Genomic DNA, 14,469 nt, shown 5'->3' with positions numbered 1-14,469 from the left:
GACATCGGAGATTTCACCATGACCATCCAATTCAAGGCCTTGCCCACGGAAGGCGTCAGAGCTTTGCAGCGCGGCGGGCCGGACGCCTATGGCCTGATCCCAGAGCGGAAAATATCCGACGGTGACGGCGTGCCTTGCCGCCACTGCCTGAAGAACGTCGCCGCTGGAGAAGCCTACCTTGTCCTGGCTTATCGGCCATTCCCGCAATTGCAGCCTTATGCCGAGACCGGTCCGATCTTCCTGCATGCCGAGCCTTGCGAGCGCGCTGCCGAGGCCGAGGCGCTTCCCGAAATTCTCGAAAGCAGCGACTACATCGTGCGCGGCTACGGCAGCGACGACCGCATCGTGTACGGCAGCGGCGGCGTCATCCCAACGGGCGCTATCGCGGCGCGGGCCGAGAGTTTGTTCGAGCGCGACGACATCGCCTATGTGCATGTCCGCTCGGCACGAAACAATTGCTACCAGTGCCGGATCGAGCGCGCGTGACCGGATCGGTCGCAGCTGTCGTACGCCTGTCGCAATGTCGCGTTATGGAATGATTGTCGATCGATTTGCCGACCGCGGATGAACCGGCGGGAGATCTCGATATCAGAGGAAGCGGGGCTTTGGCTCCGCTTTTTTGCTGCCTGCATTATATTTCTTTACCCAAAGAAAAAGCCCGCCGGAATGACCGACGGGCTTTGACTGTTGTCTGGACGGCTCGAAAATTAGTTGAACTTGTACTTCGCACCAATGCGGACGGTGTGAAACGAAGGCGTAGAGGTGAGAGTGTCGTCCGGCAGCCCAAGTTCAGAGGAAAAATCCTCCTCGGAGAACTGCGAGTAGCGGTACTCGAGGCCGACGGTCACGTTGCTGGACATGGCCGTTTCCAGACCACCACCCACCGAGAAGCCGCTGGAGTCCCAATCGAGGATGTCGCCTATGGGCGAAGACGCATTCAGATCGAAATGCTGCCAGCTGTAACCGCCGAGCACATAGGCGAGTGTCGATTCGTTGACTTTCATGCCGACGCGGGCAAGCACATCGAAGCCGTAATCGGTATCCAGATTGATCGATCCGCCTGGAAATTCCAACTCGGAAGTCATGCCGGAGTAGCGGGCATCCACCATGACACCTGCGACCCAGCTGCCGAAATCATGGTCATAGCCGACGTTCAATTCGCCGAACACACCTTCGCCGCCGAGCCCGTTGAACTCGAGCCCGCCAAGCGGCGGAACTTCGATCTGATGCACCGACGCACCCGCGCCGGCGGCGCCGCCGACGTAGAAGCCGGTCCAGTTGTAGGCAGGCGCTTCAAAAGAGGCGACGCCGCCATTCTGGGCGCCGAAGCGATAGTTGGCCCCGACCTGGAACGTATGCCGCGATGTGTCGATATTGAGGGCGCCATCCAGCAAACCGAACTCGGAAAGCAGATCATCATTGGTGCCGAAGCGGGTATAGCGATATTCTGTCTTGATGGTCCAGTTGCTGTTGATGGCCGTTTCAACGCCGGCTCCGACGAAGTAGCCGCTCTGGTCCCAATCCAGGTCAATACCAGCGTTGGTGTCGAGTTCGTATTTCTGCCAGGAATAGCCGCCGAGCACATAGCCCAGCGTGTTCGGCGTGAACAGGTAACCGGCCCGCAGACCAGCGTCGAAACCGTAAGTCTCGCGGACCGAAGCCTCGAATCCAGCTACGTCGAGCGTGGTTTCAATGTTGCCGATATGGGCGTCCAGGAGTCCGCCGATCAGGAAGCGCGGCGACACCATATAGTCGTACCCAACGGTCAGCTCACCGTATACGCCTTCACCACCAATGCCGTTCAACGAGAAGCCGGGAAGGAAATCGCTGCTGAGCTCGTGGACATTGGCGCCGGCGCCGACGCCGAAGCCAACATAAATGCCACTCCAGTTGAACGCCGACGTCTCGACGACCGGCACAAGCGCGTCGGCGGCATGAGAAGCCGAACCAAGCGCCAGAACGGAAACTGCGCCAAGAAGAAGAGATTTTGCGAATCGTTTGTTGATCATTGCCCCTGCCTTTTGAAAAACCCGTCAGCCGTCTAGCACCTGCCCGTGCTGGCGGATGTAACAAAAAAGCCACAGTAATGACACATTGCAAGCAAAGCGGGTAAAGCCGGCCAGTTGATCGCAAACCGTGAAATTTTCTTGTGGAAAAAAAAGCCGCCGGGGCGCCGGCGGCTTTGTCGGGAGAGAATCAGCGGCAGGTTCAGGCGGCGAGAACGGCCTTCGGCTCGACCAACTCATAGCCGAGTGATTCGGCCACCGCGCGGTTGGTGATCTTGCCCTTGTGGACATTGAGGCCGTTGCGCAAATGATGATCGTCGACCAGCGCGTTCAGGCCTTTGTCGGCAAGCTGCAGGCCGTAATGCAGCGTCGCGTTGTTCAACGCCTGGGCCGAGGTGACCGGCACCGCGCCCGGCATGTTGGCGACGCAATAGTGAACGACGCCGTCGACCTCATAGGTCGGGTCGGCATGAGTTGTGGCGTGCGAGGTCTCGAAGCAGCCGCCCTGGTCGATGGCAACATCGACCAACACCGAGCCTTTCTTCATTCCCGACAGCATTTCGCGCGAAACGAGTTTTGGCGCGGCGGCACCCGGGATCAGCACGGCGCCGACGACGATGTCGGCCGAAAAACATTCCTCTTCCAGCGCCTCGACCGTCGAGTAGCGGGTGTGGACGCGGCCGCCGAAGATATCATCGAGCTGGCGCAGGCGCGGGATCGAGCGGTCGATGATGGTGACGTCGGCGCCAAGGCCGGCCGCCATCCGTGCGGCATGCAGGCCGACGACGCCGCCGCCGAGCACAGTGACCTTGCCAGGCAGCACGCCGGGCACGCCGCCGAGCAGAACGCCGCGGCCGCCATTGGCCTTCTGCAGCGCGGTGGCGCCCGCCTGGATCGACAGGCGGCCCGCGACTTCCGACATCGGCGCCAGCAGCGGCAGGCCGCCGCGGTCGTCGGTGACCGTCTCGTAGGCGATGGCCGTCACGCCCGAGGCCAGCAGGCCCTTGGTCTGCTCCGGATCCGGAGCGAGATGGAGATAGGTGTAGAGGATCTGGCCGTCACGGAGCTGGACCCATTCGTTGGGCTGCGGCTCCTTGACCTTGACGATCATGTCGGACTTGGCAAACACGTCGGCGGCCGTCTTGGCGATGGTGGCGCCGGCGGCGCGATAGGCGTTGTCGTCGGCGCCGATGCCGGCGCCGGCGCCGGTCTCGACCAGCACTTCGTGGCCATGCGCGACATATTCGCGGACCGATCCCGGCGTCAGGCCGACGCGGTATTCGTGGTTCTTGATTTCCCGGGGGCAGCCGACGCGCATCTTCTTCTCCTCCTGATCCAGCCTTTTGGGGCATGTTCGCTGTTGAGAGACAGTGAACCACGAATCGTCGCGTAGGTGTTTGCGAATACGCTTGCGCAAGACGGTGCGGTTCGATAATCGTTGCGTAAAACAGCTGGATTGTCGCAGGAATCCCGAAAAATGCCGCTCGACAGGATTGATATCGCCATCCTCGAAACGTTGCAACGGGATGGGCGGATACCCAACGCGGCGCTTGCCGAGAAGGTCGGCCTGTCACAGTCGGCCTGCTCGCGGCGGCTGGACAATCTGGAGAAATCCGGAACCATCCGCGGCTACCACGCCCGGCTGTCCAATGCCGCTCTTGGCCACCAGATGACGGCGATTGTGCATATATCGCTGTCGGGGCAATTCGAAAAGACACTGTCGGATTTCGAGGCGGCGATAAAGCGCTGCCCGAACGTGTTGTCCTGCCACCTGATGTCGGGTGAATACGATTATATCCTGCGCATCGCGGCAAAGGACCTCGTCGACTATGAGCGCATCCACAAGGAATGGCTGTCGGCAATGCCGCATGTGACGAAGATCAACTCGTCGTTCGCCTTGCGCGAGATCGTCGACCGGACGGCGGTCGGGATGAAGCCGGAACTTGCCTAGGCTTTGAAAGCCTCCGTTACCACCCGGTCCATCGGGATGTCATGCGGCTGCGGGTAGATGGTGGCGATGCGCTGCAGTTCGTAGCCGACACCGATGACCAGCGGCTTGAACGGCATCGCCGCCAGCGTGCGGTCGAAGAAGCCGCCGCCATAGCCCAGCCGATACTGTCTCGGATCGATGCCGACGACAGGCGAGATGACGATGTCGGGCAGCACCGCATCGCCTCCAGCCGGGATCGGGATGTTCCAGACGCCCTTCTCAAGCCGGTCGCCCGGTGCGTAGGCGCGAAAGATGAGCGGGCGGGCTTTTTCGACGACAACAGGCAGCGCGGTACGGCCGCCGCGCTCATTGACGGAAGCCATCCAGGCCCGCAAATCCGGCTCGCCGCGGAACGGCCAGTAGAGGCTGACCATGCGGCCGGCAATATCGCCGATCACCGCGTCGAGGTTTTTGCCGATGCGCTGCGACATTGCCGTCCGCACCTCAGCCGGGACAGCGAGGCGCGCCGCAATCAGCCGCTCGCGCTCGGCCTTGCGCCATCGTTTCACGTCGTTCCAGTCGGATAGGGGCGGCCGGAATTCCGGGTCGAGCTCGTGCATGAAGCAAGGCGGCGAGGAATATTGCCCCGGACCGTCGTCATGATCGCTATGCAAGTTCCTCTCCTTTCGTCTGCTTCGATGAAATTATACTCGGCGGCAGGATGGGGGCATGTACAACAGCGACATCTTCCGGCGTGCAGTCGGCAAAGTCGGATGTTGTTGCGGTGCACAAAAGTCGCTACATCAGCCTTGGCGAAATTGCTGTCCAGTCTGCGCTCCCGCCCCACCTGCTCTCCTGGCCCAACCTGCTCCCGGAGTGAATGAGATGAACGAAACCAGCCATCATGTCGTCGTCGTCGGGGCGGGCTTCGGGGGTCTCGAACTCACCCGCGCGCTTGACGGCGCGCCGGTGCGCATCACCATGATCGACAAGCGCAACCATCATCTTTTCCAGCCGCTGCTCTATCAGGTGGCGACTACGGCGCTGGCGACCTCGGAAGTCGCCTGGCCGATCCGCCATCTCCTGCGCAAGCGCAAGGATGTGACGACACTGCTGGCCACCGTCAGCGGCGTCGACCGCGCCGGCAGAAATGTGCTGCTCGATGATGGCGGCGCGGTTGGATACGACACGCTGCTGCTGGCCACCGGCGCCCGCCACGCCTATTTCGGCCATGACGAATGGGAGAATTTCGCACCGGGGCTGAAGACGCTGGAGGACGCCACCACCATTCGACGGCGCATTCTGCTCGCCTTCGAGCAAGCCGAGCGGGAAAGTGATCCCGCCAGGCGCCAGGCGCTGCTGACACTGGCGATCGTCGGTGGCGGACCAACAGGCGTGGAACTGGCCGGCACCATTGTCGAACTGGCGCACGAGATGCTGCGCGGCGAGTTCCGCAACATCGATACGCGGCAGACGCGCGTGGTGCTGATCGAGGCCGGTGACCGTATCCTTTCCAATTTCGCGCCGGAACTCTCCGACTATGCCAGCAAGGCGCTCGAGCGGCTTGGCGTGACGGTCGAACTCGGTCGGCCCGTGACACGTTGCGACGCGGAGGGTGTCGTCTTCGGTGAAACGCATCTGCCGGCCAGGACTATCCTGTGGGCAGCAGGCGTCGCCGCTTCGCCGGCTGCCGAATGGCTGGGGGCGGCAGCGGACCGCGCGGGCAGGGTGCTGGTCGACCCCGATCTGACTGTGCCGGGCAGTCCGGAGATTTTCGTCGTCGGTGACGCTGCGCACGTCCTGCGGCCGGATGGCCGCATGGTGCCCGGCGTAGCACCCGCCGCCAAGCAGCAGGGCCGGCATGTCGCCGCGACGATCAAGGCCCGGCTTGCCGGCGACATGAACCCGCGGCCTTTCCGCTACAGGCATGACGGCGATCTGGCGACGATCGGCAAGCGCGCCGCCGCGATCGACATCGGCTGGATCAAGCTCACCGGCCGGCTGGCCTGGTGGCTATGGGGCCTGGCGCACATCTATTTTCTGATCGGCTTCCGTAACCGGCTTGCGGTTTCGCTGAGCTGGCTATGGATCTACCTGACAGGGCAGCGCAGCGCGCGGCTGATCACCCAAGGCGACGACGACAGGCGCTGACGTCTCCGCCCGCGCACATGCATCCGCACGTCATCTGTTCCCTTATGGACTCGACCGGATTCAGGCGCGAAGCTCTGCTTCGGTCAGGACTTGGCACGCTATTGAAGGCTGGCACGCCGTTGAACAGCAGCCGGCTCGAACCGCATCATCGACTTGATGTTCGACGGAGAACCAATTGATCCCATGCGGAAATTAGTCGTCGCCACCCTAAGCCCTGTAAACCACCTGGCGGACATCGATGTAGCTGGCGCGGAAGCCGGCTTCGCAATAATGCAGGTAAAACTCCCAGAGCTTCTTGAAGCGATCGTCGAAACCGAGCGGGACGATCTTTTCCCATGACCCACAAAAACGGTGGCGCCATTCGGCGAGCGTGCGGGCATAGTCGTCCGGGAAAATGCGCTCGCGCAGATGAGCAAGGCCATGGTCTTTGCCGAGCGTTTTCAGGATCGACGGCGTCGGCAGCATGCCGCCCGGGAAGACGTAACGCTGGATGAAATCCGGCCGGGCGCGATAGGTATCGTAGGCTTTCTCGTTGATGGTGATGATCTGCAGGCCGGCGGTGCCGCCAGGCCGCAGGCAATCCTTCATCTTGCCGAAAAACACGGGCCAGTACTTTTCGCCGACCGCCTCGAACATCTCGATCGAGGCGATGCGGTCGTAGGAACCGGTTTCGTCGCGGTAGTCCTGCAGCTTGATGTCGATCTTGTCGGCAAATCCAGCCTTCTGGACGCGTGCTCTGGCGAAATCATGCTGTTCGCGGCTGATCGTCAGCCCGGTGACGCGGCAGCCGATCTCGCGCGCCGCGAATTCGGCAAAGCCGCCCCAGCCGCAACCGATTTCAAGCACGTGGTCGTTCGCGCCGATGCCCGTGTCCTTGGCCAGCGCGCGATATTTGGCGGCTTGCGCGCTTTCCAGATCGTTGGCACCAGCCGCATAGAGCGCCGACGAATAGGTCATGCTCGGATCCAGCCATTCCTTGTAAAAGGCGTTGCCGAGATCGTAATGCGCCGAAATGTTGCGCTTCGAGCCGGTGCGGGTGTTTTGGTTGAACCAGTGGCGGACACGCTGGACGGCGTTGATCAACCAGCTGGCGCCGCCGGCGATGCGCTCTCCGATTTCTGAATTGACGACGAACAGTTCCAGGAAACTGGTCACATCGGGACTGTCCCAATCGCCGTCGATGTAGGATTCGGCGATGCCGATGGTGCCGCCGGTGAAGGCACGGCCGGGCAAACGCCAGTTCTTGAGCACCAGTTCGGCGTCCGGACCCGGGCCCTTGCCGCCGACGAGGACGGCACGGCCGTCCGGCATCCTCACCTTGAGCGAGCCACGCGGCAGGTTCATCGCTGCCGACAGCACCATGCGCGCCTTGGCCGGCAGGCCTTTGACGGTCTCGGCGAAATTGAATTCGTCCAATTTGACCGCGTCGCCCGACGCAACGCCGGTGTCTTCCTTGTGAGCCATGTCACGCCCCCGGGACTTCTGCGGCGCCGGCGCAAAATCGCCGGTTTCCAACTCTCTCGCAGTTCATCGGCAGGGCGCGAACGCCGCTTCCCGATGAATCCCCGCAGCAATCTTTCACGTCATCAAGGGGAACTTCAAGAGCCAAGGCAAGCGAGCACGGATCATGGAAAGATTTTGGGGGAGGGCGCTGATCAACGCCGGAATCACTATGGTTGCAGCCACCCGGATGCAGTAGTTTTAGCCATGCGTTATGTCATCGTCATCTGCGCCGTCACGTTCTTCCTGATCTGGGACGGGCTCTACAATCAGGGCAGCTATCTCGACACCACGGTCAGGGAGATTAACCGCATCGTGCGCTACATTACCAGCATGATGTAAGTTTCCTCGCCATCGCCCCAACGCGTTGTTGCCGCGACATCGTTGCCGGTTGACGCAATCGTGTTGCCCACACAAAACATGGCTGCACATCGATCGAGGAGGCTGGGGTTGATCCGGCATATCGTTTTCTTCAGCGCACGGCACAAAGAGGACGTCGAGGCCGTACGCACGGGCTTGCTGGCGCTGGGCAACATCCCCCATTCCCGTCTGTTCGAGGTGACGCTCAACAGCAAGGTCGACCCGCTTTCGGACGAGATCGACTTGGTCGTTTATGCCGAGTTCGAGGATGACGCCGCTCTGGCCGCGTACAAGGCGCATCCGCTCTATGCCGAGACGACCAGTCAGGTCAAACCGCTGCGTGAATTGCGCTATTCGGCGGACATTGTGGCTGCGACTTGAAGGGAAACTGACCGAAGCAGGAGCGCACCCATCTGCGGCCGTTGGTTCGGTCGGATCAGCGCCCTGCCGCTTTCGCGCGTCGCCAAGGCAGCGTGGCCAAGAACAGCCATCGCGACGACCGCTGCCGCTATATGAAATCCGTGCGCGTCAGGCGAGGGCTCTTGAACCAACTTCCGGAATGATGCACACCGCGCCGGCATGATCGAGACGATGCCAGCACGCCCTCATTCGCCCGGCGCTTATCCGCCCGGCCCCTGTCCGCTTGACCATCTTGTGCTGCCGACCGCGAGCCTCGACGTGGCACGGGCGCGGCTGGCTTCGCTTGGCTTTGTCGTGGCGCCGACCGGCATCCATCCTTTCGGCACGGAAAACTGCTGCGTCTTCCTTGAGGACGGCACCTATCTCGAGCTGCTGGCAGTGGGCAATGCGCGAGCGGCGGCGAAAGCGGTCGCTGACGACAACGTCTTCGTCGCGCGCGATCGCGCCTATCGCGACAGCTGCGGCAATGAGGGATTTTCCGCCCTTGTCCTGGGCACCCAAAGTGCGGATGCCGACCACGCACGCTATGTCGAAGCCGGCCTGTCGGCTGGAGACATGCTGAGCTTTTCGCGCGCCTTCACCGACGCGGCGGGAAACAGCGACACGGCATCGTTCAAACTGGCCTTCGCCTCCGGCACCGGGGCGACGGACGCATTCCTGTTTGCTTGCGAGCGGATCAATGCGCCGAAAGTGGACCGCAGCGCGTTGCAGGTCCACGCCAATGGCGCAAACGGCATTGTCGAGGTCGTGGCGGTCAGCAATGAGCCATCCGAACAGCGCCGTTTGACTTCGATCGCGACGCACAGTCCGGCGACCGTGCCGGGGAGCAGCACTGCGTTTGAGCTGCCGAACGCGACCTTGACCCTGCTTGACCCCGTCGCTTTCGAATCGCGCTTCGGCATACCTGCCGGCGCGCCATCGGAACTCCGCTTCGCGGCGATCGTCTTTTCAGTTGGTTCCGCCGACACGGTCGCCAAGCTGCTTGCCGCAAGTTCCGTAGAACATGACATACGCGGCGATGATATTGTCGTGCGGCCGGCATCCGGGCAGGGTGCGGTCTTCGTTTTCCAGGAGAAAGCATGAGCAAGCCCAATTCGTCCGTAACCGTCGGCAATGTCGTCTTCGGCAACACCGCGCCGCTGTCGCTGATTGCCGGCCCGTGCCAGCTTGAATCGCGCCAGCACGCCTTCGACATGGCTGGCGCGCTGAAGGAACTGACCGAGAAGCTCGGGCTGGGCCTCGTCTACAAGACCAGTTACGACAAGGCCAACCGCACCTCGCTTGGCGGCACGCGCGGCGCCGGGCTCGATGCGGCGCTGCCCGTCTTCGACGATTTGCGCAAGGCGTTTTCGCTGCCGATCCTGACCGATATCCACACCGAGGAACAGTGCGCGCTCGTCGCGCCGCATGTCGATATCCTGCAGATTCCGGCTTTCCTCAGCCGCCAGACCGATCTGCTGGTCGCGGCGGCAAGAACTGGCAAGGTCGTCAATGTGAAGAAGGGCCAGTTCCTCGCGCCGTGGGACATGAAGAACGTCGTCGCCAAGGTCACCGGTTCCGGCAACGCCAATGTGCTGGTCACCGAGCGCGGCGCGTGCTTCGGCTACAACACGCTGGTGTCCGATATGCGCGCCCTGCCGATCATGGCCGAGATCGGCGCGCCGGTGATTTTCGACGCCACGCATTCGGTGCAGCAGCCGGGCGGGCAGGGCGGCTCGTCAGGCGGCGATCGGCGCTTCGTCGAGACGCTGGCGCGCGCCGCGGTTGCGGTCGGTGTCGCCGGCGTCTTCATCGAGACGCATCAGGATCCCGACAACGCCCCCTCCGACGGTCCCAACATGGTGCCGCTGAAGGACCTTCGGGCGCTGCTTGAGAGGCTGATGGCATTCGATCGCGTCGCCAAGGGCTGAGCAAGTTCAGCGGCCCAGCCCTAAGTCCGACCCGAAACTTGTGATCAACAGGCGCCGGTTGTACGCTGCCCAGGCAACCGAGTGCCTTGGAGGAGGAAGCCATGTCCGTCGCCCGCGTCACCGAAATCACATCATCGTCGAATAAGAGCTTTCAGGACGCCATCGAACAGGGGATTGCCCGCGCCGCAAAGACATTGAAGAACGTCGAAGGCGCCTGGATCCAGGACCAGAAGGTCGTCGTCGAGAACGGCACGATCTCCGCCTACCGCGTCAACATGAAGGTCACCTTCATCCTCGCTGAGTGATCAGCCCTGCACGTATGACCGCGTCCATAAAAATCTGGAACCTTCGCAGCCCTCTCCTCATTGTCGAAGCTGAAGTGAACGACAAGAGGAGCACATCATGACAACCCAGACAGGACACACTGAAGCCATCGCTGCCTCGCGGGTGATCGGCACTTCCGTCTACAACACGGAAGGCACGCACATCGGCGACATCGAGGATGTCATGCTCGACAAATTGTCGAATGGAATCATGTTTGCCGTGATCGGCTTTGGCGGATTTCTCGGCATCGGCGAGAAATACCACGCCATTCCGTGGGCGAGCCTCGACTATGACGAGAACAAGGGCGGCTATGTCGTGCCGTTCACCAAGGAGCAACTGAAGGCAGCTCCCGCCTATTCGATCAACGAATTGACGGGCGCCGACGGCGAGGCCGCGCGTGATGCTTCATACAGTTACTACAGGGTCGAGCCTTATTGGCATTGATCTTGCTCTGCCGGAATCAAAAGGCCCCCGGTTGAACCGGGGGCCTTTTTTGCAGGATATCTACTCCGCTGCAAGGGTCGACAACTCTACCGCGCCCTGTTGAGGCTGCTGAGTGTCACACGACGTCAAAAACGCCGCCGCGATCAGGAACAAACTCACAATACCGCTCAACTGAGACATGGCGAAACTCCTCCTGTTTCGCCCCGCGCAGCTGTGAGCATAAACCAGAAAGCCGCATGCCGCCAAGGCCTATGACTGACATGACTTATGATGACAGCAACTTGTGCTTCGTGATTCGATGTGGCGGAAGTGGCGGCACTATTTGCGGACGCCCCGATTGCGTTTTGCGGCACTTTGGCTAAGACGTGCGCGACGCTTCGTCAGATCAATCGGGGACATCGCAATGACTGCCATCATCGACATTGTCGGGCGCGAAATCCTGGACAGCCGCGGAAACCCGACCGTCGAGGTCGACGTCGTGCTCGAAGACGGCTCGATGGGCCGCGCTGCGGTGCCTTCCGGCGCCTCGACCGGCGCGCATGAGGCGGTCGAGCTGCGCGACGGCGGCGCCCGCTACCTCGGCAAGGGCGTCATGCGGGCGGTAGAGGCCGTCAATGGCGAGCTGTTCGAGGCTATCGGCGGGATGGAAGCCGAGAACCAGATCCACATCGACCAGACCATGATCGAGATCGACGGCACACCCAACAAGAGCCGCCTCGGCGCCAATGCGATCCTTGGCGTGTCGCTGGCGGTGGCCAAGGCTGCGGCGGAAGCGGCTGGCCTGCCGCTCTACCGCTATGTCGGTGGCACCAAGGCGCATGTGCTTCCGGTGCCGATGATGAACATCATCAACGGTGGCGCCCATGCCGACAACCCGATCGATTTCCAGGAATTCATGATCCTGCCGATCGGTGCGCCGACACTGCGTGACGGCGTGCGCTGGGGTTCGGAAATCTTCCATACGCTGAGGAAGCGGCTGAAGGACGCCGGCCACAACACCAATGTCGGCGACGAGGGTGGCTTCGCTCCTAACTTGAAAAGCGCGCCCGCAGCGCTCGATTTCATCATGGAATCGATCGAGAAGGCTGGCTTCAAGCCGGGCGAAGAGGTTGCGCTCGGCCTCGACTGCGCCGCGACCGAATTCTTCAAGGACGGCAACTACGTCTATGAAGGCGAGAAAAAGACCCGCGATCCGAAGACCCAGGCCAAGTATCTGGCCAAGCTCGCCGCGGACTATCCGATTATCACCATCGAGGATGGGCTGGCCGAAGACGACTGGGACGGCTGGAAAACGCTGACCGACCTCATCGGCAACAAGACCCAGCTGGTCGGCGACGATCTGTTCGTCACCAATACGGCCCGGCTGCGCGACGGCATCCGCATGGGCGTCGCCAATTCTATCCTGGTCAAGGTCAACCAGATCGGCTCACTGACCGAAACGCTCGATGCCGTCGAGACCGCGCACAAGGCCGGCTACACCGCGGTCATGTCGCACCGCTCGGGCGAAACCGAAGATTCGACCATCGCCGATCTCGCCGTCGCCACCAATTGCGGGCAGATCAAGACGGGTTCGCTGTCGCGCTCGGATCGCATGGCCAAGTACAATCAGCTCATCCGCATCGAGGAAGAGCTCGGCAAACAGGCGCTCTACGCCGGCAAGTCGATCGTGAAGGGCTGAGCCGCAGAAAATCCTAAAACCCAGAAAATCCGAAAACGAAAGGGCGGGGCATTCTCGCCTTTTTTGTTTCAACACCGCCAGATCCAGTCGCCCGTAACCGTCCATTAAGCACAATCGGGCGAGAAAGGGCGAGTCGCAGAGTGGTTAGAGCGCCCTTTGCGCGTCCAGGCGGGCGCGCGGCGCTCTAAGGGATTTAGGTCATGTGGACACGTCAGCACAAGCAGAGAAATACCGGTCGGCTGATCATCCCCTCGCTCTGCGTCGCGTTCCTCGCCTATTTCGGTTTTCACGCCTACCACGGCGAATTCGGCATCTATTCCAAATACCGGTTGGAGGCCGAAGCCGTCGACCTGCAAGGTAAGCTCGATGCCGTCAAGGCGCGCCGGCTCGATCTGCAGCGGCGGGTTCAGCTGATGCATCAGGGCACGCTGGAGAAGGACATGCTCGACGAGCAGGCGCGCAAGGCGCTCAATGTGTCCCACGCCGACGAAATCACCATCATGCTACCGGCCACGGCAAGATAACCAAATTCAAGTTAATCGCCGATATTTTCAACGATTTTAATCGCTTAGACGCATGTCAGCCATGCATTTTTCGGCATGGCGAAACGCTTTCTCGCGTGTTAGCCTTTGCCAAATCGGTCGGGAGAACTGATCTCCCTCAGTGTCCGCAAGAGACGCCAACAGGGAGTGATGCATGGCCACCGCCGCCAGAAAAGCGCCTGCCAAAACCAAACCCAAATCCGACGGCAAATCGGCAGGGCTTTCAGCCCCCAAGCCTCTCGACTTCACCAAGGATGAGGAGCTTGACGCCTACCGGCGCATGCTGCTCATTCGCCGCTTCGAGGAAAAGGCCGGCCAGCTCTACGGCATGGGCTTTATCGGCGGCTTCTGCCACCTCTATATCGGCCAGGAAGCAGTTGTCACCGGCATGAAGATGGCGCTGATCGACGGCGACCAGATGATCACCGCCTACCGCGACCATGGTCACATGCTGGCGATGGAACTGTCGCCGCGCGGCGTCATGGCCGAATTGACCGGGCGCCGCGGCGGCCTGTCCAGGGGCAAGGGCGGCTCCATGCACATGTTCTCCAAGGAGAAGCATTTTTACGGCGGCCACGGCATTGTCGGCGCGCAGGTCTCGCTCGGCACCGGCCTCGGCTTCGCCAATCGCTATCGCGGCAACAACAATGTGACACTGACCTATTTCGGCGACGGCGCCGCCAATCAGGGCCAGGTCTATGAGAGCTTCAACATGGCCTCGCTGTGGAAGCTGCCGGTGATCTTCATCATCGAGAACAACCGCTATGCCATGGGCACCTCGGTAACGCGTTCGTCGGCCGAGACGGATTTTTCGCACCGCGGCGCCTCCTTCAAGATCCCCGGCATCCAGGTCGATGGCATGGACGTCCGTGCAGTCAAGGCAGCCGGCGATCTCGCCACCGAATGGTGCCGTGACGGCAAGGGGCCGCTGATTCTCGAAATGCAGACCTATCGCTACCGCGGCCACTCGATGTCCGATCCGGCAAAATACCGCTCCAAGGAAGAAGTGCAGAAGATGCGCTCCGAGCGCGACCCGATCGAGCAGGTCAAGGCGCGCCTGCTCGACAAGAAGTGGGCTGATGAGGACGAGCTCAAAGCCGTCGACAAGGAGGTCCGCGACATTGTCGCCGACGCCGCTGAATTTGCCCAGAACGACGCAGAGCCGGATCCGTCCGAGCTCTGGACCGATATCGTACTGTAACGA

At 61.6% G+C, this 14,469-nt stretch carries 16 protein-coding genes; 12 read left to right on the top strand and 4 right to left on the bottom strand.

The features are described 5' to 3' along the window. Positions 1–18: 18 nt before the first annotated feature. Positions 19–486 carry a DUF1203 domain-containing protein gene (locus AC0L2B_RS18150; protein WP_473515228.1) on the top strand — a complete coding sequence of 156 codons (468 nt, stop codon included), beginning with the start codon at positions 19–21 and terminating at the stop codon, positions 484–486. A gap of 221 nt (positions 487–707) precedes the next feature. Here AC0L2B_RS18150 and AC0L2B_RS18145 read toward each other — a convergent pair whose 3' ends face one another. Together AC0L2B_RS18145 and ald are read right to left on the bottom strand one after the other, a co-directional pair. Continuing rightward, the gene (locus AC0L2B_RS18145; protein WP_473746326.1) at positions 708–2,009 is read right to left on the bottom strand and encodes an outer membrane protein; all 1,302 of its coding nucleotides are present in this window, start codon (positions 2,007–2,009) and stop codon (positions 708–710) included. Positions 2,010–2,208: 199 nt separating this feature from the next. Next, positions 2,209–3,324 carry an alanine dehydrogenase gene (gene ald / locus AC0L2B_RS18140; protein ID WP_473746325.1) on the bottom strand — a complete coding sequence of 372 codons (1,116 nt, stop codon included), beginning with the start codon at positions 3,322–3,324 and terminating at the stop codon, positions 2,209–2,211. Between the two features lie 159 nt (positions 3,325–3,483). On the opposite strand from ald, the gene AC0L2B_RS18135 reads away from it, so the two are divergent. After that, positions 3,484–3,957, top strand: coding sequence for an Lrp/AsnC family transcriptional regulator (locus AC0L2B_RS18135; protein WP_023799250.1), 474 nt, complete (start codon positions 3,484–3,486; stop codon positions 3,955–3,957). Here the strand turns inward: AC0L2B_RS18135 and AC0L2B_RS18130 are convergent. Then, entirely contained in the window at positions 3,954–4,556 is a 603-nt protein-coding gene (locus AC0L2B_RS18130) for a 5-formyltetrahydrofolate cyclo-ligase (RefSeq protein WP_473746351.1), read from the bottom strand. The two genes, AC0L2B_RS18135 and AC0L2B_RS18130, sit on opposite strands and share 4 nt — an antisense overlap. 265 nt (positions 4,557–4,821) lie before the next feature. Here AC0L2B_RS18130 and AC0L2B_RS18125 point away from each other — a divergent pair, with 265 nt between their 5' ends. Next, the gene (locus tag AC0L2B_RS18125; RefSeq protein WP_473746324.1) at positions 4,822–6,087 is read left to right on the top strand and encodes an NAD(P)/FAD-dependent oxidoreductase; all 1,266 of its coding nucleotides are present in this window, start codon (positions 4,822–4,824) and stop codon (positions 6,085–6,087) included. A 207-nt stretch (positions 6,088–6,294) separates the two neighbouring features. On the opposite strand, the gene AC0L2B_RS18120 is transcribed toward AC0L2B_RS18125, so the two are convergent. Then, complete coding sequence (locus AC0L2B_RS18120) at positions 6,295–7,551, bottom strand: SAM-dependent methyltransferase (RefSeq protein WP_287346982.1); 1,257 nt, start codon at positions 7,549–7,551, stop codon at positions 6,295–6,297. A gap of 243 nt (positions 7,552–7,794) precedes the next feature. Here AC0L2B_RS18120 and AC0L2B_RS18115 point away from each other — a divergent pair, with 243 nt between their 5' ends. The 9 genes from AC0L2B_RS18115 to pdhA all read left to right on the top strand — a co-directional run bounded on the left by AC0L2B_RS18115 (position 7,795) and on the right by pdhA (position 14,466). Then, on the top strand, positions 7,795–7,929 hold the full coding sequence (locus tag AC0L2B_RS18115; protein WP_023799246.1) for a hypothetical protein: 135 nt from the start codon (positions 7,795–7,797) through the stop codon (positions 7,927–7,929). 108 nt (positions 7,930–8,037) lie between these two features. Further along, positions 8,038–8,328 (top strand): Dabb family protein, encoded by a 291-nt coding sequence (locus tag AC0L2B_RS18110; RefSeq protein WP_473587197.1) that lies wholly within the window; start codon positions 8,038–8,040, stop codon positions 8,326–8,328. A gap of 210 nt (positions 8,329–8,538) precedes the next feature. Next, entirely contained in the window at positions 8,539–9,450 is a 912-nt protein-coding gene (locus AC0L2B_RS18105) for a VOC family protein (RefSeq protein ID WP_473746323.1), read from the top strand. Continuing rightward, complete coding sequence (kdsA, locus tag AC0L2B_RS18100; RefSeq protein ID WP_473587195.1) at positions 9,447–10,277, top strand: 3-deoxy-8-phosphooctulonate synthase; 831 nt, start codon at positions 9,447–9,449, stop codon at positions 10,275–10,277. Before AC0L2B_RS18105 ends, kdsA begins: the two co-directional genes overlap by 4 nt. Before the next feature lie 101 nt (positions 10,278–10,378). Continuing rightward, entirely contained in the window at positions 10,379–10,582 is a 204-nt protein-coding gene (locus tag AC0L2B_RS18095; protein ID WP_023799242.1) for a dodecin family protein, read from the top strand. 97 nt (positions 10,583–10,679) lie between these two features. Continuing rightward, a complete protein-coding gene (locus tag AC0L2B_RS18090; RefSeq protein WP_023799241.1) occupies positions 10,680–11,045 on the top strand; it encodes a PRC-barrel domain-containing protein in 366 nt (121 codons plus the stop codon). A gap of 403 nt (positions 11,046–11,448) precedes the next feature. After that, a complete protein-coding gene (eno, locus tag AC0L2B_RS18085; protein WP_473746322.1) occupies positions 11,449–12,723 on the top strand; it encodes a phosphopyruvate hydratase in 1,275 nt (424 codons plus the stop codon). A 200-nt stretch (positions 12,724–12,923) separates the two neighbouring features. Further along, a complete protein-coding gene (locus tag AC0L2B_RS18080) occupies positions 12,924–13,247 on the top strand; it encodes an FtsB family cell division protein (RefSeq protein ID WP_128187469.1) in 324 nt (107 codons plus the stop codon). A 172-nt stretch (positions 13,248–13,419) separates the two neighbouring features. Further along, positions 13,420–14,466 (top strand): pyruvate dehydrogenase (acetyl-transferring) E1 component subunit alpha, encoded by a 1,047-nt coding sequence (gene pdhA / locus AC0L2B_RS18075; protein WP_473746321.1) that lies wholly within the window; start codon positions 13,420–13,422, stop codon positions 14,464–14,466. Positions 14,467–14,469 lie beyond the last annotated feature (3 nt).

The organism is Mesorhizobium sp. WSM4815 (assembly GCF_055811575.1).
This window is presented reverse-complemented; position numbering and strand designations above follow the sequence as displayed.

Excerpts from the sequence above, each read along its gene's own strand:
- AC0L2B_RS18135 (WP_023799250.1), top strand. The coding sequence starts at position 3,484 with ATGCCGCTCGACAGGATTGATATCGCCATCCTCGAAACGTTGCAACGG.
- AC0L2B_RS18125 (WP_473746324.1), top strand. The coding sequence starts at position 4,822 with ATGAACGAAACCAGCCATCATGTCGTCGTCGTCGGGGCGGGCTTCGGG.
- AC0L2B_RS18115 (WP_023799246.1), top strand. The coding sequence starts at position 7,795 with ATGCGTTATGTCATCGTCATCTGCGCCGTCACGTTCTTCCTGATCTGG.
- AC0L2B_RS18095 (WP_023799242.1), top strand. The coding sequence starts at position 10,379 with ATGTCCGTCGCCCGCGTCACCGAAATCACATCATCGTCGAATAAGAGC.
- ald (WP_473746325.1), bottom strand. The coding sequence starts at position 3,324 with ATGCGCGTCGGCTGCCCCCGGGAAATCAAGAACCACGAATACCGCGTC.
- AC0L2B_RS18120 (WP_287346982.1), bottom strand. The coding sequence starts at position 7,551 with ATGGCTCACAAGGAAGACACCGGCGTTGCGTCGGGCGACGCGGTCAAA.
- AC0L2B_RS18105 (WP_473746323.1), top strand. The coding sequence starts at position 8,539 with ATGCCAGCACGCCCTCATTCGCCCGGCGCTTATCCGCCCGGCCCCTGT.
- AC0L2B_RS18145 (WP_473746326.1), bottom strand. The coding sequence starts at position 2,009 with ATGATCAACAAACGATTCGCAAAATCTCTTCTTCTTGGCGCAGTTTCC.
- eno (WP_473746322.1), top strand. The coding sequence starts at position 11,449 with ATGACTGCCATCATCGACATTGTCGGGCGCGAAATCCTGGACAGCCGC.
- AC0L2B_RS18090 (WP_023799241.1), top strand. The coding sequence starts at position 10,680 with ATGACAACCCAGACAGGACACACTGAAGCCATCGCTGCCTCGCGGGTG.
- pdhA (WP_473746321.1), top strand. The coding sequence starts at position 13,420 with ATGGCCACCGCCGCCAGAAAAGCGCCTGCCAAAACCAAACCCAAATCC.
- kdsA (WP_473587195.1), top strand. The coding sequence starts at position 9,447 with ATGAGCAAGCCCAATTCGTCCGTAACCGTCGGCAATGTCGTCTTCGGC.
- AC0L2B_RS18130 (WP_473746351.1), bottom strand. The coding sequence starts at position 4,556 with ATGCACGAGCTCGACCCGGAATTCCGGCCGCCCCTATCCGACTGGAAC.
- AC0L2B_RS18080 (WP_128187469.1), top strand. The coding sequence starts at position 12,924 with ATGTGGACACGTCAGCACAAGCAGAGAAATACCGGTCGGCTGATCATC.
- AC0L2B_RS18150 (WP_473515228.1), top strand. The coding sequence starts at position 19 with ATGACCATCCAATTCAAGGCCTTGCCCACGGAAGGCGTCAGAGCTTTG.